Origin of the sequence: Rossellomorea sp. SC111, assembly GCF_024733565.1 — a bacterium.
In the GTDB taxonomy this organism is placed as follows: Bacteria; Bacillota; Bacilli; order Bacillales; family Bacillaceae_B; genus Rossellomorea.
In genome coordinates, this window is record NZ_JANIOC010000028.1 from 1 (window position 1) to 23,038 (window position 23,038).

General features: G+C 43.3%; 18 protein-coding genes, 3 tRNA genes and 1 riboswitch. Of the genes, 17 read left to right on the forward strand and 4 right to left on the reverse strand.

Features of this window, described 5'->3' with window-relative positions; all coding sequences use genetic code 11:
* From NQ095_RS22225 to NQ095_RS22265, 9 genes are all read left to right on the forward strand, one after another.
* The coding region (locus NQ095_RS22225) for a GIY-YIG nuclease family protein (protein WP_483880576.1) at positions 1–363 on the forward strand (363 nt) is incomplete at its 5' end.
* A 14-nt stretch (positions 364–377) separates the two neighbouring features.
* Positions 378–851 carry an immunity 26/phosphotriesterase HocA family protein gene (locus tag NQ095_RS22230; protein WP_258265517.1) on the forward strand — a complete coding sequence of 158 codons (474 nt, stop codon included), beginning with the start codon at positions 378–380 and terminating at the stop codon, positions 849–851.
* A 175-nt stretch (positions 852–1,026) separates the two neighbouring features.
* Positions 1,027–1,509: a GH-E family nuclease gene (locus NQ095_RS22235; RefSeq protein WP_258265518.1), complete on the forward strand. Its 483-nt coding sequence runs from the start codon at positions 1,027–1,029 to the stop codon at positions 1,507–1,509.
* A 12-nt stretch (positions 1,510–1,521) separates the two neighbouring features.
* Complete coding sequence (locus tag NQ095_RS22240) at positions 1,522–2,094, forward strand: suppressor of fused domain protein (RefSeq protein ID WP_258265519.1); 573 nt, start codon at positions 1,522–1,524, stop codon at positions 2,092–2,094.
* A gap of 122 nt (positions 2,095–2,216) precedes the next feature.
* Positions 2,217–3,305: an RHS repeat-associated core domain-containing protein gene (locus NQ095_RS22245; RefSeq protein ID WP_483880577.1), complete on the forward strand. Its 1,089-nt coding sequence runs from the start codon at positions 2,217–2,219 to the stop codon at positions 3,303–3,305.
* 1 nt (position 3,306) lies between these two features.
* Complete coding sequence (locus NQ095_RS22250; protein WP_258265521.1) at positions 3,307–3,657, forward strand: transposase; 351 nt, start codon at positions 3,307–3,309, stop codon at positions 3,655–3,657.
* Between the two features lie 411 nt (positions 3,658–4,068).
* Positions 4,069–4,218: a recombinase family protein gene (locus NQ095_RS22255; protein WP_258265522.1), complete on the forward strand. Its 150-nt coding sequence runs from the start codon at positions 4,069–4,071 to the stop codon at positions 4,216–4,218.
* Between the two features lie 270 nt (positions 4,219–4,488).
* The gene (locus NQ095_RS22260; protein WP_258265523.1) at positions 4,489–5,184 is read left to right on the forward strand and encodes a hypothetical protein; all 696 of its coding nucleotides are present in this window, start codon (positions 4,489–4,491) and stop codon (positions 5,182–5,184) included.
* A gap of 4 nt (positions 5,185–5,188) precedes the next feature.
* Positions 5,189–5,347, forward strand: a complete 159-nt coding sequence (locus NQ095_RS22265; protein ID WP_258265524.1) for a hypothetical protein — start codon at positions 5,189–5,191, stop codon at positions 5,345–5,347.
* Between the two features lie 84 nt (positions 5,348–5,431).
* Here NQ095_RS22265 and NQ095_RS22270 read toward each other — a convergent pair whose 3' ends face one another.
* Positions 5,432–6,676: a LysM peptidoglycan-binding domain-containing protein gene (locus tag NQ095_RS22270; protein WP_258265525.1), complete on the reverse strand. Its 1,245-nt coding sequence runs from the start codon at positions 6,674–6,676 to the stop codon at positions 5,432–5,434.
* Between the two features lie 97 nt (positions 6,677–6,773).
* Here NQ095_RS22270 and NQ095_RS22275 point away from each other — a divergent pair, with 97 nt between their 5' ends.
* On the forward strand, positions 6,774–6,938 hold the full coding sequence (locus NQ095_RS22275; RefSeq protein WP_258265526.1) for a hypothetical protein: 165 nt from the start codon (positions 6,774–6,776) through the stop codon (positions 6,936–6,938).
* 116 nt (positions 6,939–7,054) lie between these two features.
* Positions 7,055–9,034 (forward strand): acyltransferase family protein, encoded by a 1,980-nt coding sequence (locus tag NQ095_RS22280; protein ID WP_258265527.1) that lies wholly within the window; start codon positions 7,055–7,057, stop codon positions 9,032–9,034.
* A gap of 255 nt (positions 9,035–9,289) precedes the next feature.
* Here the strand turns inward: NQ095_RS22280 and NQ095_RS22285 are convergent, their stop codons facing one another.
* Positions 9,290–11,392: a GDYXXLXY domain-containing protein gene (locus NQ095_RS22285; RefSeq protein ID WP_258265528.1), complete on the reverse strand. Its 2,103-nt coding sequence runs from the start codon at positions 11,390–11,392 to the stop codon at positions 9,290–9,292.
* Between the two features lie 353 nt (positions 11,393–11,745).
* On the opposite strand from NQ095_RS22285, the gene NQ095_RS22290 reads away from it, so the two are divergent.
* Positions 11,746–17,319: a pullulanase gene (locus tag NQ095_RS22290; RefSeq protein ID WP_258265529.1), complete on the forward strand. Its 5,574-nt coding sequence runs from the start codon at positions 11,746–11,748 to the stop codon at positions 17,317–17,319.
* A gap of 240 nt (positions 17,320–17,559) precedes the next feature.
* On the opposite strand, the gene NQ095_RS22295 is transcribed toward NQ095_RS22290, so the two are convergent.
* On the reverse strand, positions 17,560–17,922 hold the full coding sequence (locus tag NQ095_RS22295; protein WP_258265530.1) for a DUF948 domain-containing protein: 363 nt from the start codon (positions 17,920–17,922) through the stop codon (positions 17,560–17,562).
* Positions 17,923–18,035: 113 nt separating this feature from the next.
* Between NQ095_RS22295 and NQ095_RS22300 the strand changes: the two genes are divergently transcribed.
* Together NQ095_RS22300 and NQ095_RS22305 are read left to right on the forward strand one after the other, a co-directional pair.
* Entirely contained in the window at positions 18,036–20,102 is a 2,067-nt protein-coding gene (locus tag NQ095_RS22300; RefSeq protein WP_258265531.1) for a class I SAM-dependent methyltransferase, read from the forward strand.
* Positions 20,103–20,347: 245 nt separating this feature from the next.
* Positions 20,348–20,433: riboswitch (cyclic di-GMP riboswitch) on the forward strand.
* Positions 20,434–20,469: 36 nt separating this feature from the next.
* Positions 20,470–20,631, forward strand: a complete 162-nt coding sequence (locus NQ095_RS22305) for a hypothetical protein (RefSeq protein WP_258265532.1) — start codon at positions 20,470–20,472, stop codon at positions 20,629–20,631.
* 93 nt (positions 20,632–20,724) lie between these two features.
* Here the strand turns inward: NQ095_RS22305 and NQ095_RS22310 are convergent, their stop codons facing one another.
* On the reverse strand, positions 20,725–21,951 hold the full coding sequence (locus NQ095_RS22310) for a GDSL-type esterase/lipase family protein (protein WP_258265533.1): 1,227 nt from the start codon (positions 21,949–21,951) through the stop codon (positions 20,725–20,727).
* Between the two features lie 802 nt (positions 21,952–22,753).
* Here NQ095_RS22310 and NQ095_RS22315 point away from each other — a divergent pair.
* From NQ095_RS22315 to NQ095_RS22325, 3 genes are all read left to right on the forward strand, one after another.
* Positions 22,754–22,828 (forward strand) — tRNA-Glu (locus tag NQ095_RS22315).
* 33 nt (positions 22,829–22,861) lie between these two features.
* Positions 22,862–22,937, forward strand: a tRNA-Val gene (locus NQ095_RS22320).
* A 24-nt stretch (positions 22,938–22,961) separates the two neighbouring features.
* A tRNA-Thr gene (locus tag NQ095_RS22325) sits at positions 22,962–23,037 on the forward strand.
* Position 23,038: the final 1 nt, after the last annotated feature.

A 23,038-nucleotide genomic window follows, 5' to 3' on the forward strand; every position in this document is an offset into this window, starting at 1 on the left:
AATAATACTCTGAAGAGTACCCAGGAAAAATTATTAAAGTTAGACTTGCAGTTTTTTTCTAAGGGTAAAGATAAAGCTGGTATCATCTATAAAAGAACTAATGTAAAAACAGGAAAAGATTATGTTGGTCAAACTAAAAGTCCTGAGAGATATTTAAAGAGGCAAAAAGAACATGCTAGAAAAACTCCTAGTGCACGATATGAGTATGAAATAATAGGAAGAGAAGTACCAGGGAAGCCGTTAGATATTTTAGAACAAAGAATGATAAATAAATATGGAGGACTTGAAAAAAATGGAGGGTTATTAGAAAACAAACGAAATCAAATAAGTCTTAAATATTGGGATTACTTTAATATTAAATAAGGTGGGAATAGTAAATGGGTAAAAAAAAGCATGATGTCAAAGTAGGCGATGTTTTTTATATCAAAATAAGTGGTGAAGATAAGTATAGTTATGGACAAGTTATAAGCGTAGGAGAAACATCAGAGTGTATTATTATTTTTGATATAACATCAAATAGCCATTCTGAAATCAATGATATAGTAAAAAATCCTATTTTATTCTTAGCACAAACTGTTACTGTGAAAATTGAAGATAACGAATGGGGTTATTTGGGGAATATAGATATACCAGACAATTTAACATTACCTGAATATATTAGTGATACCCTGGATGGAAAAGTAATTTTAAACTACAAAGGCGAAATTTTAAGGAAGGCTACGAGTGATGAAATAGAAACTCTAACAACATTGAAATCTTGCTCTCCTGCCATTGTAGAAGACGCAGTAAATTCTAAATATGGAAAAGAAGATTGGTATCCTTATTTAGATAATTTACTGTATAAAAAATAGTTATTTTAAATGGACTGACAATATTAGTTTTGTGTCAGTCCGTTTTTTCGTATTTTTTGTTGAAAAGAACAGGGGGAGTAACGAATAACCCCCTTGTTAAAAAAAGAAGCCCAAGGTCCAAGCCAATAAAGTATCAGGCAAAGCTGTTAAAAAAATAGTTCAACGAGGACTTGGCTTGGTTGGATTTGTCCCTGGCCTTGGAGCCGTAGCCGAAGGCGTCAATGCCCTCATCTATGCGGTGGATGGAGATTACACAAATGCCGGACTAAGTTTACTGGCTGCGATACCGATTTATGGAGATGGTGCGAAGATCGGGTTGAAGGCTGGGGGGATGATTAGTCGGGCGGTAAAAGGTACTAACAAGAGAGGACAAGTAACAAATCGCGTTGGATTTAGAAAGAAAACTGTCCAAAATGCTTGGGATAATGCAGAACCTGGTCCAAATGGAGGAAAGCTATGTCCTACTTGTAAGAATGAAGTGAATGTTAAACCATATTCAGGTGAAAATCGTGATTGGGATGTTGATCATACACCTGCTTGGACAAATAGAGAGTTTCCTCCTAATGTTACCCGTAAAGAGGTATTAGATAATTATCAGGAGGGAACAAGACTTGAATGCCCTGTTTGTAATAGAAGAAGAGGAAACAGGGACAAGTAAGGAGGGATAATATTGAGGGATAATTATCTTAATTTTATGGAAAATCATCTAGGCAAGATTGAGTATGGGTGGAGTAAAGACGAAAATGGAAATGAACTTCCTTTTCAAGTTGTTAAGTATGTGGATGGCCCATTTCCAGGAACAGTCACCTATTCTACTGTAGGTCTTAGTAATATACTATTGAAATCCCACGTCTCAATTAAAAACATTAGACAAGAGTTAGTATTTGTTTCTTATTCAAGTTTTGGAGATAAAAATATTCCAGCTATACTTCAGCATGTAGGTTTACAAGCTTATAATAATGGTATAGCTTATCTACGAGGAGAATCTATTGGACCAAAAGGAAAAATATTCAATGATTCGAATTTAAAAGCCTTATATGTAACACTTCCGGTTTATTTTGATGATTCATTTCATACCTTTTATGAAAAAGATGGTGATCCAATTGTAAATGTATGGCTAGTTCCAATAAGTAATAAAGAAGCGGAATTTGTTAAACTTTATGGGTGGGATAAATTTGAAGACCTTTTGGTTGAGAAAGATCCAGACTTAATAAATTTCAAACGAAAAAGTATAATTGAATAAGTAAAGAGGACCTTGATTGGTGAAGTGCCTTTCAAGGTTTTTTTAATGCGTGAAGCAAGAAGTTTGGACAAATTTGCTGTCCAATTGATGAGGAAAAAAATGTCCTGAACCCGGATGGAGAAATCGTCGCGTCCAAGCGATTTGACGGAAACTATGAAAATCAATTCTTCTTCTATCACTACGACATGAGGGGTAGCGTCACCAACGTCGTTGACTCCGAAGTCAATCGGGTCAAAGGATACGACTATGATGACTTTGGAAACATCAAGGAAGTCGGAGACAAGACAATCCATAATGAAGTGAAATTTACCGGTGCCATCCAGGATAGTTCCACCGGCCTTCACTATATGAACGCCCGATACTACAGTTCCGACACCGGGCGATTCATTTCTCAAGATACGTATTCCGGGAACGCATTTGACCCGTGGACACAGCATATGTATACGTATACGAGCAATAACCCGATTAATTATGTTGATCCGACGGGGCATTATCATGTAGATCCGGATGGGAATAAGATATTGCCAAACGGAGCCTATATTCAGAACAGGAGTCAACCGACTGCCAGCAAACCGTCGACCAGTCATATCTCGACACCTAGTGGAAGCAGCAAGAGCAAGCCGTCCGCTAAGATGCCGAAGGTCCAAGCCAATAAAGTATCAGGCAAAGCTGTTAAAAAAATCGTTCAACGAGGACTCGGCCTGGTTGGATTTGTCCCTGGCCTTGGAGCCGTAGCCGACGGCATCAATGCTCTCATCTATGCGGTGGATGGAGACTACACAAATGCCGGACTGAGTTTACTGGCTGCAGTACCGATTTATGGAGATGGTGCGAAGCTTGGGTTGAAGGCTGGGGGGATGATTAGTCGGGCGGTTAAGGGATCGGGTAAATATCAAGTTGGAGCATATAAAGATATTAAAGGAGTAGAAGGACTTGATGCTCATCATGCAGGGCAAAAGGCATTAATGAAGAAATTAGTGAATAATTATAATCCCAATACTGCTCCTGCAATAAATGTTCCAAAGGTCGGTCATACAATAAAAGGCCCTAATGGTATAGTTTCAAGAAGTACAAAAGGAATAGATAATCCTAGACAGCTACTAGCAAGGGATATTACGGAACTAAGAAGAGTCTATGATGACATACCAAATTCTTCTTTAAAAGAACTTATTGGATTAAACAAAAAAATGTATCCAGAAATGAGGAAATAAAATGTATGATATTTTTGTTAAATCACTTTATGAGTCTATAGTAAAAGAGAATCTTCAACTATACCAAGACTTTTATGAAACTACGAATGTTACTCCTAAAACAGATGATTATTGGAAAAAAGCTATTGGTTTATACGATGATTTAACTGACGAAAATAAAGAAATATTAATGAAGATAATTGAACAAACTATGATTGATACTATTTCAAACATGTTAGGAGTAATTGATGGAAGTTCGACTTTAAAAGATTGTTCGTTAGAACCTAAATTACTGCTTAATTCTATTGATACAGAAGGAGAACTACAAGATTCGTTTTTAGAATTCATAGAAGAAAGAGATAGTAACAGCTAATGAATTCTTTATTATAGAGGTCTTCATAAAGAGCACAGTTAAAATAGATAAATGATTTAAATGAATTCAATTACCTTGATTGGCTAAATGCCTTTCAAGGTTTTTTATTATAATTTAAATTAAATCAGCTGATATTTGAGTGAGACATTATGAATTGATTTGTTTGAGAATCTGACGAGAACTACTATTAAGGTGAGGTGACATTTTACGTGGCAGGTATAGTTATGATAATTAATGAGAATGACAAAGCTCGTTACCCATAATTTATTATCCACAACAGTACAAGAAGTACTCTTACACGTTACCCATTTGTTTATCGCCATGTATTTTTACTAGAAATGGTCGCATACTACTCGCTATTTATAAAAAAACGTTACATAGATTGTGAATTCCGTAACGGGGGGTGGAAAGTTGAACGTTGATAGGAATATTCGAGTTTCGATTCAAGGGCAAGCAAAAGATGGATATAGCTTGAAATATCAAGAAGATGAAATCAAAGCATACTGTGAAGTAAATAACTTGAACGTGATTCATATTTTTAGAGATGAAAGATTAAGTTGAGCAAAACGAATGAAGAAGCATTGAAATAGATAGGGAGGACATACAGGAGCTGTTGGCTCACCTTTCGTATATCAATTTTATTAAGATATAAGGATAGAATCTCATTTTCTTCCCACCATAATTTTTAAAGTAGGGACCACGTCACCTCAATTAACTCCTAAAATTATTAGACTTAAAACCCACCCCGACAAGGTATTCTCCCTTTTAACTAGAATAAATACATATCTACTATTTTTCACAAAATCTCTACAAGAAAGGAGAGAGGAACCCATGAATTTCAGTAAAACAAAACGTCTTGTCTATGCAAGTGGTTTACTTTCAATTATAGGAATAATATTGTTCTCCATCGTTCTTTATTTTCTGGTTCAAAGCGTACGGGAGACCTTCTATCAGAATAAATTCGAGAAGGATTATGAATATAGTTCTTTAAAGGAAGATGGAGTGGTAGACCCGGTTCAGGTGTTTCATGGCGTGAAGTTGAATACGTTTCTCGAGGAAGAGGAGGAATCGGGTAAGAAGAGTGGGAATATCCTCTTTGAGGTGAAGGATGAACCGGAAGCAACGCTCAAAGGGTTTAAGGTCGACTCCGGGCGTGAGGGTATGGATGCGTTCGATGAGGCCATTCAATACAAGGTGATGGTGAAAAAGGAAACGGGCAGGGAGTCATTCATCATTGCCTTGAAAAAGTCACCGGATTCTGAGCCGGCGAAGTATAAGACCTTCAGTATCAACGAAAATGGGGTCATTAAAACAAGTGAGTTTACGCTTGGTACAAAGAACAAGCTGGAGACGCAATGGATCAAAGGACTTTCTGATGAAACACATGGGTACTATACAGATCTTCCTTATCAAAAAGGAGGATGGGTGTCTTTGATCGCCCTTGCTTTCCTCGGCATTCTTTCTATGATTGGGGCTATGTGGCTCAGGCGCAGGTCCGCTGCTGCTGAAGCGGGGGAGGCTGCTTAGGTAAATGAAACGAACATTTCTTACCACATGTTTTATGATCATGGTCATTTGCTCCATTACGGCCTATCTATTAGAAGATTCTTTACTGGGTGGAATCGCTTTTGCATTGAATTTTTTTACTATGTCTGCGTTTTCAATAGGGTTATTGATTGATGAGGAGTAGCCATTCTCATTGAGTGTATACTTCAAAATACAAAACATAAAAAAGAAGCAAGTAACCACTGCTTGCTTCTTGTCTAATCTACTCTTATTGAACCTTCAACACTTCCCCCACATAAATCCGATCACTGATCAATTTGTTCGCCTTCTTCAGTTTCGAAACCGATGTTTTATATTTTTTCGCGATGGCGGAAAGGGTATCCCCTTTTCTTACCGTATGGGTTGTGACTTTAGCAGGGGCAGGACTTTTATCTTTGGTTGGGATGGAACCTGCCACTTTCAGAACCTGTCCAACGTAAATCCTATCGCTCTTTAAGTTGTTGAGCTTTTTCAGACTGCTTACGGTTGTGTGGTATTTCTTGGCGATTACGGACAGATTATCGCTTTTTTTCACTTTGTATGTCGATGTTTTGGAAGGTGCAGTGGACTCATTCTTCGCAGGTGCTGCTGCAGAGCCTGAAACCTTCAGCACTTGACCGACATAAATACGGTCGCTGGTCAGGTGGTTGATTTTCTTTAAATTGCTGACGGATGTTTTATATTTCCTGGCGATGGAAGAGAGTGTGTCCCCTGTCTTCACCTTATAGCTTGTGGTCTTTGGTGGAGCAGGCTCACTTTTGGAAGGGGCCGTAGCGGAACCGGAAATCTTCAGCACTTGACCGACATAGATGCGGTCGCTCTTCAAGTGGTTGATTTTTTTCAATTCACTGACGGACGTTTTATATTTCTTAGCGATGGCAAAAAGAGTGTCGCCGCTTTTCACTTTGTATGTACCTGTCGCTTCTGTCTTTGCCGGAGGTGTTTCTCCCAAGAGATAATACATGTCGTTACTGAAGGTAATGTGACGTTTTCCTTTATACGTCATGGCTACTTGTTTAAACTGTTTCTCCAGATTCTCGACGTTGACTTCCATATCGTTCATGGCAATGCCGTAGTCGTGGTCTGACATGTCGCCATTTAAGTAGTCGATGGTGTCCATTTCGGAATTATATACTTCTATTAAACTATTATAAATGTATTCATCCATGGCTGCGATTTCTTTATTGGAAGGGTTGAGAGGAGCCTCTTTCTCCAACGCACCATCGAAGTATGCCAGATAGTCATCGTAAAGTTTCATCTGTTCTTTTTCAGATTTTGCGCCATCAATTTTTGTCGTATAGCTTTCCAACGTGCGAATAATCTTCGCATAATGAGAGGCAAATAGGTTCAACTCAATTTGATAGTTGATGGTTTGGGCAGCAAGTACAGAATGTTGCGGCTGTAAGAGCGCACTGCTGGAAAACACCAAAGAGGTTGCCAAGATGGATGCGGTCAGCGTTTTTTTCGTGATCATGTTCATTCTCCTTCAAGAATCTATAAGTATAGGAATTTAATTCCTTATATGATTGTAATAATCTGTTAATTAAAAGGAAATAGGTTTTACAAGCGTCATGAAACAATATTTTTCGACATTAATCGAGGGAGCGAGGGGACGGTTCTTATGCTTCTTTTTGCATCATCTATGGTTGGACGAAGCAGATCCTGTGCTTTCCTTCATTTTACTTGGGAAGCAACAGAACCGTCCCCCTGCTTCCTTTGAATTTACAGTATTCTAATATTCCTGTCGTAAACCATTTACACTCCTCCATTACAATAGGAAGAAATCATGCTTAAAGAGAGTTCTTAAAAGAAATACTGGAATGATAATTGGGTTTTATGGGAGGACGTTAGGATGGATTTACGATCACCGGAGAAAAAGTTCCGCCCTGAATTAGAGGGTGTCAGAACGGTAGCCGCCTTTTTGGTGGCCATCTATCATATATGGATCGGGTCGGTTTCCGGCGGGGTGGATGTGTTTTTTATCGTGTCGGGTTATCTGATCACTACCTCATTATTGACAAAGATGGAGAGGGTGGGCCGTATCCAGCTCGTTGAATATTGGCTGGGTCTCGGCAGGAGACTGTTTCCCATCGCCTTTACGGTCCTGTTGTTTGCGGTGGTGGTCTCAGTCTTTATCATGCCTCAGGTTCAGTGGAAGCAGATCATTGCTGAGGTATTTTCGTCCGCCTTTTATGTTCAGAATTGGTATTTGGCCAGCAGTGCGGTGGATTATCTTGCTCAGAATAACCAGGCAAGCCCTTTGCAGCACTTTTGGGCGCTTTCCTTACAGGGGCAATTTTACCTTACTTGGCCATTCGTCATTCTGTTGTCGTTTTTACTGGCGAAAAAGGTACTGAAAACACCGGTGAGAAAGACATTATTGGGTGTCCTGATCAGTCTTTTCACCCTTTCAATCGCCTATTCCGTTTATAAGACAGCGGTGAATCAGCCATGGGCCTATTTTGATACGCTGGCACGTGTATGGGAGTTCAGCTTGGGTGGGATTCTGGCGCTCCTGATTCCGTATTTAACGTTCAGGAAGTCTGTGAATTTGGTGATAGGCTGGATTGGTTTGGCTGTCATTTGTTTTACAGGGATCCTTCTGCCCGTCTCTACTGTATTTCCGGGATATGCGGCATTGCTTCCTACTACCGGGGTGATCATGATCATCATTGCAGCGGAGAACCCTGCCCGATTTGGGGTGGACCGGCTGCTCGGATCCAAGCTTTTTATGTTCTTTGGAGGGATTTCTTACGGCTTCTATTTATGGCATTGGCCGTTGTTGATTTTTTATTACAGTTTTTTCGATGTGGATACCGTATCTGTATCAGGAGGACTTGCCATCATCATATGTGCTTTCCTTCTCTCGTTTCTTTCGGTTAAAATCCTTGAAGCACCTGTGCGGAAAATTAGTGTTAAACAGTCTAAAAAAAGGCTGGCAACAATACTATTGGTTCTTATTCTTCCGTTATTGTGCGCCAACACAGTATGGGCTTTATATGTGAAAGATCAGGGTCAGCAGCAATATGACTTGAAAGAGTATCCGGGTGCAAGGGCCATTTCCGATCACCTTGAATATGATCCGGACAAGAAGCCTGTTCCGTCCACCCTATCTGTAAAGGAAGATCTGCCTTCGTTTTATGAAGATCCTGAATGCTTCTCTAATATGGAGGATGCTAAAGTGACCGTCTGTTCACGGGGGGAAACGAGTAAGCCTGAATATACGATTGCCTTGGTCGGCGGTTCTCATTCGGGACACTGGTTCCCGGCCCTGGAGGAACTATCCAAAAAGATGAAGCTGAAAATCGATATCTACAACAAAGACGCATGCCGATTCTCCGATGACGATTTCGACGGGCTGTTGAATGAATCGTGCATGGATTGGAATAAGAAGGTACTGGAGATGCTGAAGTCCAACCCGCCGGATGTGGTATTTACGACAGCGAATGTGGCGGATGGTGACACGGTTCCCCAAGGATATCTTCATCAATGGGAAAAACTCGACGGCGTCACCCATATCTTTGCCGTCCGTGACAACCCGGCAATGGAAGGCGATCCGCCACAATGTGTTGAAGAAAGAGGCATCGAGGATTGTTCGGTTCCAAGGGATCAAGTCTTGTCAGATGCTGTACCGTGGAATCATACGGACGGAATACCCGGTAATGTCACCTTTGCCGATCTGTCGGAGTATTTCTGTCAGGACGGAAGCTGCCCGCCAGTCGTGGGAAATGTATTGGTGTATCGGGACTATCATCATATTTCGACGCTGTATTCGAGGACATTGGCAGGTGCCGTAGAGAAGGAATTGAGAAAAGCCGGTTTATTCAGGTAGCAGGGGGACGGTTCTTTTGCTTCCAAAATTTTAATAGGCCAAAAGGGGAAGCATGAGAACCGTCCCCTTGCTTCCTCTTTATAAATGATAACAGAGTGCATAAAGAGTCTTATGAAGGAGTTAAAGATACCTCATTAGAGAGAGCTTATCCAAATGAAATCATAAAAAAATAGGCTGTTTGGTCATTGAGAGCGAAAAAATAGAGGTGGAAAGATCCCACCTCCCATAAAAACAGTTTCATATAACAACCATTCTCTAGTCCCGCAACCGCACCAATATCCCATCCCCCTTCTCACTCACCTTCACCACCGCAGTCTTCACCTTCCCTTCGACATCGAGTCCGGTTCCTTCGGGGATGAAGAAATGTTCGATTCCATACGTGACCTGGGCACTGTTGTCCCACGAACTGGTCACTTTTCCATTTAAGAGCACGTCCCCGGGTTTCTTTTCATAAGAAGCATTCCATTTTCCTTTAAACTTATAAACTCCTGTATATTCATGTACGCCCTGTGGGTTTTTACGTAATACAATCGTGATGGGCCCGTTGTCATCGATGGAGGTATCCTCGAGTTGTGAAATGCTGTAGTTCAATTCCACATAGTCCCCCTGGAGGAGAGATCTGGGGTCGACTGGTTGAAGTTCCAGGATGACCGTTTCCCCGCTCTGTAAAAGGGTCTCGTTCGAATACACCTGATACCCGATCCATCCACCTTGAAGGCATATGATGAAGAGGATACCGAGCGTTTTCCCTGCAAGGATGGAGTGCGATTTCCGTTCAAAGTTACCTTTTCGATCCAGGTAGCCGGCCACCAGTAAGAAGAGGATGCCCAAAACGGCAAAGAGCACCGATTTATGAACGAGCTTCCAGGCCAGATCATAATACAACTGGACGATCAGCATGAACCAGAATAGTAGGGAAGAAATCCAATAAATCTGAAGGCCCTGCTTTTTGAAAACATACACGCATAAGGTCGCTATCAGGAAAAACAGTGTGCAATAGACAATATGAAGACTCCACGATAGATCGATCATAGTTAACGAGAAAAGAGCTATGAATCCACTGAGAAACGCTCCATACTGAAGGACCTGTTTATTTTTCAACAGGAGATAGGCCATCCCATTTAAGAACACCATCACGAGAAGAAGAGCCTGAGCACCCAGTTCCAACGTTTGCCCTAAGAAGATCGCTGTATTCAATTGAAACAGCAGATAAAAGATAAATCTCGCAGCAATCCGTTTTTCAAAATAGAATACAAAGGAGAAAACAAAGAACATTACAAACGAAAACTCATCAAACACACTTGCTATCATCCCGATTACGATGCCGGTCATCATAAGCGAATACTTTACAGGAGACGGCCAGTTCGTTACGGTACTCGGAATGACGAGAAATGCCGTCGCCAAAACAAATAGAGTGATCATTGAGACATCCACCATGAACAATGAAAGCAGACCGAAAACTGACGCCACGATGAAAACGGAAGCGATGGTCGTAACACTTGCCACGAAGATCGTCTTAGTCCAGTGACGGGAAGCGGAATGCTTTCGTAAGTAGTTCACAAGGAACACACTTCCCACTAATAACAGAATGGCGGCCAGTAAAAGACCGACGAAAAACAGACTGGACACGTATCTCGCCATCAGCTCAAACATTTTGATGATGATAAAGCCCGTTCCGAACATCGATAGAATGATAAAGATTGATGTTTCCTTATTAAAATAACGATACACACCGACTCCGAGGATGCCTATATAAACCAGGGTGAAGAAAGCGGAATACTCGTTATCAAAAGCCGTGACGATAAGGAGAAGATTGGCTGAGACGAGACTCAGGTAAAGTAATGGTTTTGAATGGATATATCCTTTTTTAATAATCAAAAATAAGAGCATGTTTGCGATGCCGATTCCGAATGCAATCCAGGTATGAACCATGGTCCAGTCCCCGAATGGTGTGGATGGGAACAGATAAAAGTAAATCGTCAAATGGATGAGGATGTGGGTTAATGCGTAAAATCCGCCATATCGTGTGTACAAGCTGAACAGCAAGGCGGGAACGGACCAGACAAGAAACAATAAGTAGCTGTCCGCATGGGAATTGTACAGCTGTCCGAGCAACGCAACGGAAAGACCAAAGGAAATCACCCCGCTGACCAACAGCCAATTGGAAAGGAAATGGGCTCCCTTCAAAACACGGTCCAACAGGAAACTTGCTCCATAGAACAATACAATCAAAGCCCCTGCCAAAGCCACTTTCTCAAGCCGCGAAAACATTTGCCAGTTAGAAGCGAAAAAATAAAGTGCGCTGGTTAAAATGAAAACAACCCCGAATAAGTAGGTTAGTGACACCATTTTCTTCATAAAACTCACCCCTGTCATAAGATCCCTCCCTTTATTATATTATAACGCGAGAGAATATAGGCTTTAATATGGAGGCGTAAAGGGAGGATTTCAATCAGTAGACCATAGATGCCAAGAGATCAGTTTCTAGTGAACAAGCACAATATGTAAAAAAATCCCCCATTAGTCATATAGCCACCCTCCATCCATCTATTGTAAAATAAAAAAGACAGACAATTGCAAGCGTTTGCATTAGTTCGAAATAACTACCCCGGGAGTCACCTCACATTTTTTTAACCAATTGTGCAAACGTTTCCACAATCATCACGAGCACTTCTATTATTCTATTTATCCAATTAAGGGGGAAAACATGAATGAGAAATAAGACAAAGCGTCACTTCTCAATGATGATGACATTGATGATGCTGATCAGCTTGTGGTCACCATTCGCTCCGGCGGCTTCTGCCGTTGCCGACGGAAATGAACCGGCGACAGCAGCGGATTCCGGTGACCGCACGGTACGCTTCACGTATGATCGTGAAGACGAGACGTACGACGGCTGGAACATATGGGCATGGAACACAGGGGTGAAGGATGATCAAATCAACTTCGACTCCTATGAAAATGGAGTGGCGGTAGCGAACATCGCAGTGGCACCTGAAACGGAGCAGTTCGGATTTGTCCTTCGCAGTACCGAGGACTGGAATACAGCGGAGAAGGAATTCGGCGACCGCTTCATTAAAGTAAACAAGAACGACACCCTCACCAAGGCCTACATAACAAGCGGTGTCGAGGAGATCCGCATCGTACCGGACGGTTCCGCACCGGTCATCGATCAGGGAGACGCGACATTTTTCTATCGTGACAGGGACCTTTTCCAAAACGATCAAATGGATACGATTGAGAAAGTAGAGTTAAAGTACAACGGGGAAACGAAGGAAATGACATATGAGCCGGAGAATGAGCGTTTCGTTCTGCCATATGACAACATTCCTAACGGGAAAAATGAGTACTCCTTTTTAGTCACAAAAGATGGAGTGACGACAGAAGTGAGCGATCCTTACAATACGGTGGACGGCAAATCGGTTCTTGATTTCCAGAAAGCCAACCTGACAGTGACGGGTTCTGTGGCTCCGGCAGCTGTGGACTATAATGAAAACGCCGTCTTGAATGTTGAAATCGAAGGATTGACTGATGGTTTAACGATTCAGAAAACCACAGCAGATGTTTCTTCATTAGGTGGATCGGAGAAGCTTGAAATCGATCCGTCCCTGAATGAAGTGACGCTTTCCGTAGATGATGACATTACGGCAGGAACGAAAACGATTCCTTTAACCGCAGTGGACTCTTACGGAAACGTCTATAAAGGGAGCACTGAAATCGAAGTGAAAGCAAGGCAGTCCGTCGGCGATTCCGACCTGGATTGGGATGAATCGATCATCTATTTCATGCTGACGGACCGATTCTTCAACGGGGATACGTCGAACGATGATCCTTACAACCTGAATTATGACAAGTCGAAACGCGGCACGTATCAAGGCGGAGATTTTAAAGGGATCACTGAAAAGCTCGATTACCTTGATAAGCTCGGCGTGAACACGATCTGGATCAGTCCGGTTGTGGAGAATGTGAAGTATGATGTGCGAAAAGGGGAAGATGCGGAGCCTTATTTCGGATACCATGGCTACTGGGCGAGCAACTTCGGCGAGCTCAATCCACACTTTGGAAGCATGGATGACTTCCATAACCTGATCGATGAAGCCCATGACCGCGGGATTAAGATCATGGTGGATGTCGTGTTGAACCACACCGGTTATGGATTGAAAGAAATCGACGGCGAGCTGCCTGCGGATCAGCGTCCAGCTGGTTATCCGACGGACGCAGAGCGTGAAAAGTACAGCGATATCCTTCGTCAGGGCAATGTCGGGACAGACGAAGTTGGCGGTGAACTCGCCGGACTACCTGATGTGATCACGGAAGATCCTGAAGTACGCCAGCAGATCATCGATTGGCAGACCGACTGGATCGAGAAAGCGAAAACGGATAAGGGTAATACGATTGACTATTTTCGTGTCGATACGGTGAAGCATGTGGAAGACGACACATGGATGGCCTTTAAAAACGCCATCACGGAAAAAATGCCGACGCACAAAATGATCGGGGAAGCCTGGGGAGCAAGTGCTGACAATGACTACGGCTACCTTGATACGGGGATGATGGATTCCCTACTTGACTTCGGATTCAAGGATATCGCCCGTGAGTTTGTGGATGGCAATCTGAAAGCGGCCAATGATAAGCTGACGGCCCGAAACGGAAAGATCGATAACACGGCAACGCTGGGACAATTCCTCGGGAGCCATGATGAGGACGGATTCCTGTATTCACTAGGCGGGGACAAAGGCAAGCTGAAGCTCGCGGCCTCCCTGCAGGCGACGGCTAAGGGGCAACCGGTCATTTATTATGGTGAAGAGCTTGGACAGAGCGGAGCGAATAATTATCCTCAGTATGATAACCGCTATGACCTGAACTGGGATGATGTAGAGAACAATGATGTGCTGGATCACTATACGAAGATCCTGAACTTCAGGGGGGCGCATTCGGAGGTGTTCGCGAAGGGTGAGAGACATACAGTCGGCGGTTCGAACAGCGACAAGTTCCTCGTATTCTCCCGTGACTATGAAGACGACTCCGTATACGTCGGGTTAAATGTGGCGGATGAAGCGAAAGAGATCACGTTGACGGTTGATTCTCCTGATGCGGTCGTGACGAATGCTTATTCCGGAGAAACCTATATTACTTCTGAATCCGGTAAAGTCACGATGACCCTTCCTTCCAAAACAGACGGAGGCACTGCACTCCTCACCGTTGACGGAGGAAACATCAAGGGTGCTGCGGCTGGAGGAGAAGATCCTGAAGCGGAACCTGTTCCTGAAAACAACATCCGCATCCACTATAACCGCACGGATGGCAACTACGAAAACTTCGGTGCATGGCTATGGAATGATGTCGCATCGCCATCGGCAAACTGGCCGACAGGAGCGACGATGTTCGAGAAAACCGACAGCTACGGGGCTTACATTGACGTCCCACTTGCAGAAGGGGCGAAAAACATCGGATTCCTCGTCATGGATATTACGAAAGGGGATGCTGGTAAAGACGGCGGAGACAAATCCTTCTCCATCACAAATCCTGACGTGAATGAAATCTGGATCGAGCAGGGATCGGATAAGGTGTATACGTATGAGCCGGTTGATCTGCCGGAAAACACTGTCCGCATTCACTATGACCGCGAAGTAGGGAATTATGAAAACTTCGGTCTTTGGACGTGGGGAGATGTGAAATCTCCTACAGCAGACTGGCCGACGGGCGCACTGGATTTTTCAAAAAAGGATCGTTACGGTGCATATGTAGACGTTGAGTTGAATGCCGATGCCAAACAGATCGGCTTCCTTGTTCTGAATGAAGCAACAGGGGAGAAAGACGGAGGAGATAAAACCTTCAACCTTCTTGATAAGTATGACCAGCTTTGGGTAAAAGAGGGCGAGGATAACGTCTTCATTTCCCCGCATGGAGATGTGGCGACGGGACTCGTTTCATCTGAAGTTATTTCGGATGACACCATCCGCCTGAATTTTACGATGACAGATGGTTTGACGGAAGACGCATTGCTCTCAGGCTTAGCCATCAAAGACAGCGATGGTTCCGATGTGAAAGTAGACAGCGTAAAGATCACCGGAGACAAAACAGTGGAAGTGAAAGCTGATTTTGATCTGAAAAAGCTCCCTCTTTCCATCACCTACTCGGGCAGGACCGTTTCTGCAGAAGCGGGATGGCGACTGCTTGATAACAAGTATGCTTACGATGGGGATGACCTTGGTGCCATTTATAAAAAAGGAAATGCCACGTTAAAACTGTGGGCACCGAAAGCAAGTAGGGTAGTCGCCAATATTTATCATAAAAAAGACGCCAGAACAATCATCGGAAAAGTGAACATGACTTTAGGTGAAAACGGCGTCTGGTCAACAGACTTGAAAGCAAAAGACCTTAAAGTGAAAGATTTGAAAGGTTTCTATTATCAATACGAAGTAACCAATGACGGCGTAACGAAAAAAGTACTCGATCCGTATGCCAAATCCATGGCAGCCTTCACCGTCAATACAGAGGGTGAAACAGGCCCTGACGGCGATAACATCGGAAAAGCGGCGATCGTCGACTTGAAGGGGACGGACCCTAAGAAATTCACTCATGCCTCCATCGATGGCTATGAAAAACGGGAGGATGCCGTCATCTATGAGATCCATGTCCGTGACTTCACGTCCGACCCGTCCATCGAGAAGGATTTGAAAAAGGAAAGATGGGGCACATATGATGCCTTCATCAAAAAGCTTGATTACATCAAATCAATGGGTGTGACCCACGTCCAGCTGCTTCCGATCATGGCCTGGTATTACGGTGATGAAACGAAGATGGGCGAACGTGAGCTTGAGTATTCTGCGGGAGGCAACGAGTACAACTGGGGCTATGACCCTCACAACTACTTCTCCCCGGACGGTGCGTATTCAGAGGATCCCACCGATCCACAACTGCGAATCGAGGAAACGAAGCGATTGATTGACGCGATTCATGATAAAGGCATGGGAGTCGTCCTCGACGTCGTCTACACCCATATGGCCAAAACAAGCACACTGAACGATATCGTGCCGAACTATTATGCGTTTCAGGATGAGCAGGGGAACTTCCTCGGAGGTTTCGGGAATAACCTTGCTACCAACCATGTGATGGCTGAGAAGCTGATGGTGGATTCCGTGAAATACTGGTTCGACGAATACAAGATCGACGGCATGCGCTTCGATATGATGGGGGACGCAAGCTATCCTGCCATCCAGAAAGCGTATGACGCAGCGGCTGAGATCAACCCGGACGCCCTGTTCATCGGGGAAGGCTGGAGAACCTTCGCCGGTCACCTTTCAGATCCTTCATTAGAAGGAATGGGAGCCGATCAGGACTGGATGGACAAAACTGACGACGTGGGAGTCTTCTCCGACGAAATCCGGAACGAACTGAAATCCGGTTTCGGTTCAGAAGGTGAGCCGCGCTTCCTGACCGATGGCGCCCGCGACATCAACACGATTTTCAACAACATCAAAGGCCAGCCGGGTAACACTGCTGACGACGATCCAGGCGATATGGTTCAATACATCGCAGCCCATGATAATCTGCCATTGTACGATGTGATTGCCCAATCGATCAAGAAAGATCCGGCCATACCAGAGAACAATCTGGAAATCCATAAACGGATCAGACTCGGCAACTCCATGATCCTGACATCCCAGGGAACGGCATTCCTCCACGCCGGCCAGGAATACGGCAGGACCAAGCAGTGGCTCGGTGAAGGCGTCCCGGAACAGAAATATCATGAATTAGAGGACGAAAATGGGGACCCATTCGGTTACTTCATCCACGACTCCTACGATTCATCCGACGCCATCAACATGTTTGACTGGGAAAAAGCAACGAACAAGAAGAAATACGAAATCAATACAACCACAAGGGAATACACAGAAGGATTGATCAAGTTGAGAAGATCCACCAATGCGTTCCGACTCGGCGACAAAGAACTGGTCGACCAGAATGTATCCCTGATGGATATCCCTGAAATCGAAGATACCGATCTCCTACTTGCTTATAAGAACGTATCGACGGATGGTACGGGTGAGTATTATGTATTTGTGAATGCGGATGATGAAGCTCGTACTCTATCAATCGGAGACTATGACCTCTCAAAAGGAAAAGTGGTCGTGGATAACGATGAAGCGGGCACACATCCTGTTTCAAAGAAATCCGGCTTCACTATGAGCGACGACACATTGACCCTGGATCCGTTGACTACTGTCGTGATCAAAGCGGATGAGAAGGGGAAGAAAGGGAAGAAGAAAAAGAAACATTGATAGAATCATGGAATCTCAACCTTATTAGTAGGGTTGGGATTTTTTTGTGCTGAAATTTAAACAAACGTTTGAATAGCTTGTCTTTCCGTATGAATACAAGCTTGAAAGTAGGTAAACAAACGTTTGTTTAAATTAAGCCCTTTTTTTTGGTGCTCTCATGTAGGGTTATTGAAGGTCGCCGGTAGATTAGTTTGAGCATAAACTAAAATAAAAGAGGCCATTCTCCGGCCTCTTTTTAATTTACTTCAATTTAATCTGCACCGGCTTGCTTTCTTGAGTATGGATGGTCTTCGGTGTCCGATTTTGCGATGCTGCCCTTTTCACGGAGCTTGTCACACTCTGGATCATGTCCCCGACATCATGTGCAGATTCCACCAATGGGTCAACGGCTTTCATCTTTCCTTTTACATCAACAGAAATCTGGTTAGCCGTATGGATCAGTTCTTCAGCTTCCTCGGTAATGCCATTCACAGCGTTCCTCGTGTCAGCGAGCGTTTTCTTTGTTTCGTCCAGCGTGTTCATGACCCTCCTTAATGTCAAAATCAAATAAACTACGAGAATCGTAAACGCGACGGCTGCAATGGCAGCACTCCACTCAAGCATTGAGACCGGCTCCCTTCCTTTACACTAAGTCTATGAAGAAGGAAATTCATACATTCCTTTACCAGAGTGATGTATGATGGAAAGGTAAATAACGAGAAAGAGGGAGGAAAACCATGCTTTCATCCTTACATGCAATCGCCGAGTTGAAATCAGGAAATACGCTCATATTGCGGGAACATAAGTGGCTAAAATACCTTTCTCTTACGAAAGAGAAAAATGTGAATCTTGAACAAGTCGAATCGCTTGAACAGATGGCACCAAATCCGGTGTTGGAATACGTAGAAAGAACACTCCAAGTACTGGACGGGTTGAGTCTGCACCAAGAAGAGAAAGAGTTAGTGGAAGAAGTCCTCATGTGGAGTGAAACGGCTAAGTGTGGCCTTCCCCACCAACGAAGAGAGTGGCTTGATCACGGTTTTCACCTCGGCATCCATAATATTGGGTCTGCCCAAATATACGCCTCGGAAATGGGAAAACGACCTGAATCAAAGCAGAATCGCGAGAGGGAGAAGCTACTGTACGTGCTGATCCTGACACATGGTCTCGCGGGCCAATACATACGGGGGGAAGTCAGGTACTCATCCATGAAGCCTCTGATCAAAGTGGCGACAGAAGAAATGTTTCCTCTTCTGTATGCACTGAATCAATGTATTGTAGCAGGGGTATCCCCTGAGATCTGGGATTCGGTACAAAAGGAAATGGAAATGCTGAACCGTTGGATCTGTGAAGGGGAGACATCCAAAGAGCATATGTTTCAAGAAAGACTACGAAGGCTGCGGGATCTTGCTTCTTTGCGCGGGGAGAACTTTGACGCTGTCTACGATGAATGGATGGGTTCCAGCCCCGATGCAGAAAAGCTTCTGGAACGTTTTTTTCGGAAAACGGATATGTGGTACGTAGAAGCGTCCCTTACGGATTTCAGCTTTGAAGAATGTATCAAGATCTTTCTGCTCATTGAACGGAAGACACGGGGGGCGGTTATGGAACAGCTCTCCTTTGAACCGATGATGAAGGAGCTGTACTACGACTATAAAGGAAGAAAGACCGTCAATGTCTATAAAAAAAGAATCATAGAATCGTATCTTGCCGAGTGCACAATCGAAGAAATCGTCCATGGGAAACATCTTGCAAACGAGCATGTCCATTTGAAGTCAGCTCCCCTTCATTCTCATGAAGCAATGGCGGGGGTCGGGTTTTCTTTTTCACGGGCAGGGGAGAAGTTGATCGAATTCTGCCAGGAAGCAGAAAAATCACCCCTTTATGACCGGGCAATCGTTCTGTTATATGACCTATTCAACTTCAGGAAGGATGCTTTTGACCGGCTGAACAATGAGCAAACCTACCTAAGTGATATGAACAGCTCACAGGACTTCAAGAAAAAAATTTCAGACTACGCTGTAGGAAAGACGATGGTCGATATCGGTCCGGGCGGCGGAGTCATGCTGGACCTGTTGACCCGTCACCACCCCGGAACCACCGTCATCGGAATCGACATTGCCGTCAATGTGGTGGAGGAACTGAAACGGAAAAAGCAAAGGGAAAACGCTACATGGGAAGTCATGCAGGGAGATGCTCTCAAGCTTGAAGACTATATTGGGAAGGAAGGGGCAGACACAATCGTGTTCTCGTCGATTCTCCATGAAATGTTTTCCTACATCCTGTACGAAGGTGAAAGGTTCAATCATGGGGTCATTGCCCAAACCTTAAAGAGTTCCCTTAAAGCTCTCAGACCAAAAGGAAGAATCATCATCCGGGACGGCATCATGACAGAGCCTGGGCAAGAGAAACGGATCATTCGCTTTAAAGACCCACATGGCCTTTCCTTTTTCAAGAGATACGTCAGGGATTTCAAGGGGAGGAAGATCTCTTATCGTTCAGCGGGAGAAGATGCCGTCCTTCTCGATGTAAACGATGCGATGGAATTCCTCTATACGTATACGTGGGGCGAAGAAGCATACCCCCATGAAGTACAGGAGCAATTCGGCTATTTCACTCCATCTGGCTTTCGTGATTTTATTTACAGGACCCTTGGAGACCAAGCTGAAATCCTGGTATTTGAACATTACCTGCAAGAAGGATATGAAGAGCATTTATCCTACAAGATCGAGCTTACTGATGAATCCGGAAAACCCGTTCGCCTTCCGGATAGTACATGTTTTATTGTTGTGGAGAAAAAATGATAGCTGTGGGGGACGTGTCCCCCTTCCTGCTTCTCGTATGGAAAAATGGTGGTGGATAAAGGTGAAGGGGGACCATCCCGTTTTGAATTATATCTTTACTGATAGGATTATTCTTTTGGGAATATTTCGAACGTAGAATAAAAAAATATGATACGATTCAAAAGTAGTAAAAATGACATGTGTAAATATACAGTGGTTTTTCATCGTTTACCTACACGTGCAAGGAAACGAATCTTTCATAATTCGTACGATAAGGGCAAAACCATTGAAAAGTGGTGACGCAAAACTATAGGGGCTAAGGTCATAGTGACGATGCTTGCCAGTTTTCGAAACGGACTCCTGCGATTTATGAAGTGGAGGAGAGAAGATGAAGGTGACTCAGTTAGTGGTACAAATGAAATGTAAATGGCATTTTTTAAGGATTCACTACAACCGGATTTTACTTGAAGGGTGTTTGGACTCTCAGATTCAAAAGAAGTTGCAGGAAGAAATAAGGTATCATGAAATGAAGTTGGATAACATCCATTAGTAAGCACATAGTGATAATTGAAGTTGTACCTATGTGTAAAATCAAGCGCAATACACAAATAGAAGCGGGCCAGAGGAACTGTTCCTCCGTCCCCTAATTAAATAATGAAAGATCCACCGTATCAGCCATTCTCTGATACCCCTCATCATTGGGATGAAGGTGATCCCCCGAGTCATATTTCTTCAGATAATGCTCAGGTTCATCTGGGTCCCGTAACGCTTTGTCAAAATCGATTACCCCATCAAACTTCCCGCTTGTCCGTATCCAGTGATTCACTTCCTGACGAGTCTTTTCACCCCGTGATGTGAAAATTCCCGACCCTTTAAAGGGAGTCAGGGTACCTCCATATATTTTCAGGCCTTGATCATGGGTAGAATAGATGATCTTTTTCATTCGTCCGATGATTTTTTCAGCATCATATTCTGGATAATGTCTAATATCATTCAATCCCTGGTGAAGTATCAATGCTTTTACCCCTTGTTGGCTGAAAACATCCCTCTGAAGCCTTGCCAGGGTATTTTCCCCCTTATCAGGATGGCTGTTAATCAGTTGATTGCCTGAAATCCCTGCATTCATGATCGTCAAATCAGATTGGTCCTGATTCAGTCTTCTTGCCAGATGATCTGGCCAACGTCGATTGGTATCCTCTGTGGATTTATTCCCATTTGCGATGGAACTTCCTATGACCACAATAGCGCCTCTTAAAGAATCATCAGCTGGCACGTCTACTCCATCCAGCCAGAACCATGCCTTTTCTTTTTCTTTAAAAGTTGAAGGATTGGATGCTGAAACACGGTTTCCACTAGAAACATAGGTCGTTTGCATCGATACGGGATGCCAAGTGACGGGTCCGGATCTTTCTTTCGTATAAAAACTTACTGCAATAGGTTTATCATCCGTCATTTCCAGTGAAACGGAATCACTGTATTTTCTTTCACCGGGGGGGATGGTTACAGTTGATTTCCCTTCAAATGTCACTTTTTGGTCTGAATCCTTTTCAATATCAGATTCCCCTTGTGAAATCGCCACATGTACCTCTTGAATGGTAAGTGGCTCTTCAGAGAAGGCATTGGATAGGCGAAGCCTTATCTTTTTTCCATTCACATGGGGGTGGACGATCATCCGAATCGTCTGGTCTTCAAATCCTTTATGGGAGATCCCCTCTTCAAAAGGAGCCTGCATACTTGTGGTCCAGGCACCGACCCAGTCGTTTTGGTTTATTTTTCTATTTATTATATCCCGAAAATCATGCCCATATAGAGTCAACATTAGAACGAAAATCATGATTAAAGTCATTAAAACACCAAGTCTACGGTTCATGTTGTTTTCCTTCCCATATGTGAGGTTGCATATTAGTATGTGTGATTTACTAGGAACTATTACCATGAAGGCAACATCTCGTATATACCCGTAAGAAATATTTACAAACCTTAACATGCTTTTAAAGGTTCTTTTACACTACTCTGCTATTCTAAATGTGCAGGAAGAAAAATTGATAATGTGGAGGGATTTCTATGTTACGCAATTTTAAAAGAGAATGGCATAAGTTTTGGTTCTTCAGTTTCAACTATAAACTTGAGGCAACGAGTGATATAAGCCAATTTAACAAAATTCGTGAAAAATCTAAATATCATGGGGACAAACTTATGCAGCTCTTGTAGCTGCTCTTTTTTTTGTGAGGAATGAGAAAATGAGAGAAGAGAGAATCGTTGTGTACAATATATTACTAGGACTGTTTATTTTTAAACTGAAAAATCACACCGGTTATTGGAAACAATTTTTCTACTACCAATGGAGGGACTGGTTTTATCCTCAGAATTTAAGAAAATCGGAAACTATTACGAGTATTCTTTCGTTGCCGATAGATCTATATCAATGTAGCTTTACTATTATTTACTGTTCTTAACTATTCATTACGAATGTGTTAGGATCAGGAGGTCAATTTGTTTTCATTTGAAGATAATTCTTTTTTCTATTGATTAATCGTTTAGGAATGTGGTATATTCTTCTTCGGCTTACAAAAATGGAATGGATAAGCAGTAAAAAATGCGAATTAGAAGTTGACTTCTGCGAAATCAGATGATATAGTGATACATGTCCTTAAGAGGAGTTGCAAATACACGGCCCATTGGTCAAGCGGTTAAGACACCGCCCTTTCACGGCGGTAACACGGGTTCGAATCCCGTATGGGTCACCAATTTTCAATAAACAAATAACAGCTCATTAATATGGAGGATTAGCTCAGCTGGGAGAGCATCTGCCTTACAAGCAGAGGGTCGGCGGTTCGATCCCGTCATCCTCCACCATTTAATCACTCTGAAATTCACCGTGCCGGTGTAGCTCAACTGGTAGAGCAACTGACTTGTAATCAGTAGGTTGGGGGTTCAAGTCCTCTTGCCGGCACCAT

Excerpts from the sequence above, each read along its gene's own strand:
- NQ095_RS22305 (WP_258265532.1), top strand. The coding sequence starts at position 20,470 with ATGAAGGTGACTCAGTTAGTGGTACAAATGAAATGTAAATGGCATTTT.
- NQ095_RS22295 (WP_258265530.1), bottom strand. The coding sequence starts at position 17,922 with ATGCTTGAGTGGAGTGCTGCCATTGCAGCCGTCGCGTTTACGATTCTC.
- NQ095_RS22260 (WP_258265523.1), top strand. The coding sequence starts at position 4,489 with ATGAATTTCAGTAAAACAAAACGTCTTGTCTATGCAAGTGGTTTACTT.
- NQ095_RS22310 (WP_258265533.1), bottom strand. The coding sequence starts at position 21,951 with ATGAACCGTAGACTTGGTGTTTTAATGACTTTAATCATGATTTTCGTT.
- NQ095_RS22270 (WP_258265525.1), bottom strand. The coding sequence starts at position 6,676 with ATGATCACGAAAAAAACGCTGACCGCATCCATCTTGGCAACCTCTTTG.
- NQ095_RS22265 (WP_258265524.1), top strand. The coding sequence starts at position 5,189 with ATGAAACGAACATTTCTTACCACATGTTTTATGATCATGGTCATTTGC.
- NQ095_RS22275 (WP_258265526.1), top strand. The coding sequence starts at position 6,774 with ATGAAACAATATTTTTCGACATTAATCGAGGGAGCGAGGGGACGGTTC.
- NQ095_RS22290 (WP_258265529.1), top strand. The coding sequence starts at position 11,746 with ATGAGAAATAAGACAAAGCGTCACTTCTCAATGATGATGACATTGATG.
- NQ095_RS22280 (WP_258265527.1), top strand. The coding sequence starts at position 7,055 with ATGGATTTACGATCACCGGAGAAAAAGTTCCGCCCTGAATTAGAGGGT.
- NQ095_RS22285 (WP_258265528.1), bottom strand. The coding sequence starts at position 11,392 with ATGAAGAAAATGGTGTCACTAACCTACTTATTCGGGGTTGTTTTCATT.
- NQ095_RS22250 (WP_258265521.1), top strand. The coding sequence starts at position 3,307 with ATGTATGATATTTTTGTTAAATCACTTTATGAGTCTATAGTAAAAGAG.
- NQ095_RS22230 (WP_258265517.1), top strand. The coding sequence starts at position 378 with ATGGGTAAAAAAAAGCATGATGTCAAAGTAGGCGATGTTTTTTATATC.
- NQ095_RS22300 (WP_258265531.1), top strand. The coding sequence starts at position 18,036 with ATGCTTTCATCCTTACATGCAATCGCCGAGTTGAAATCAGGAAATACG.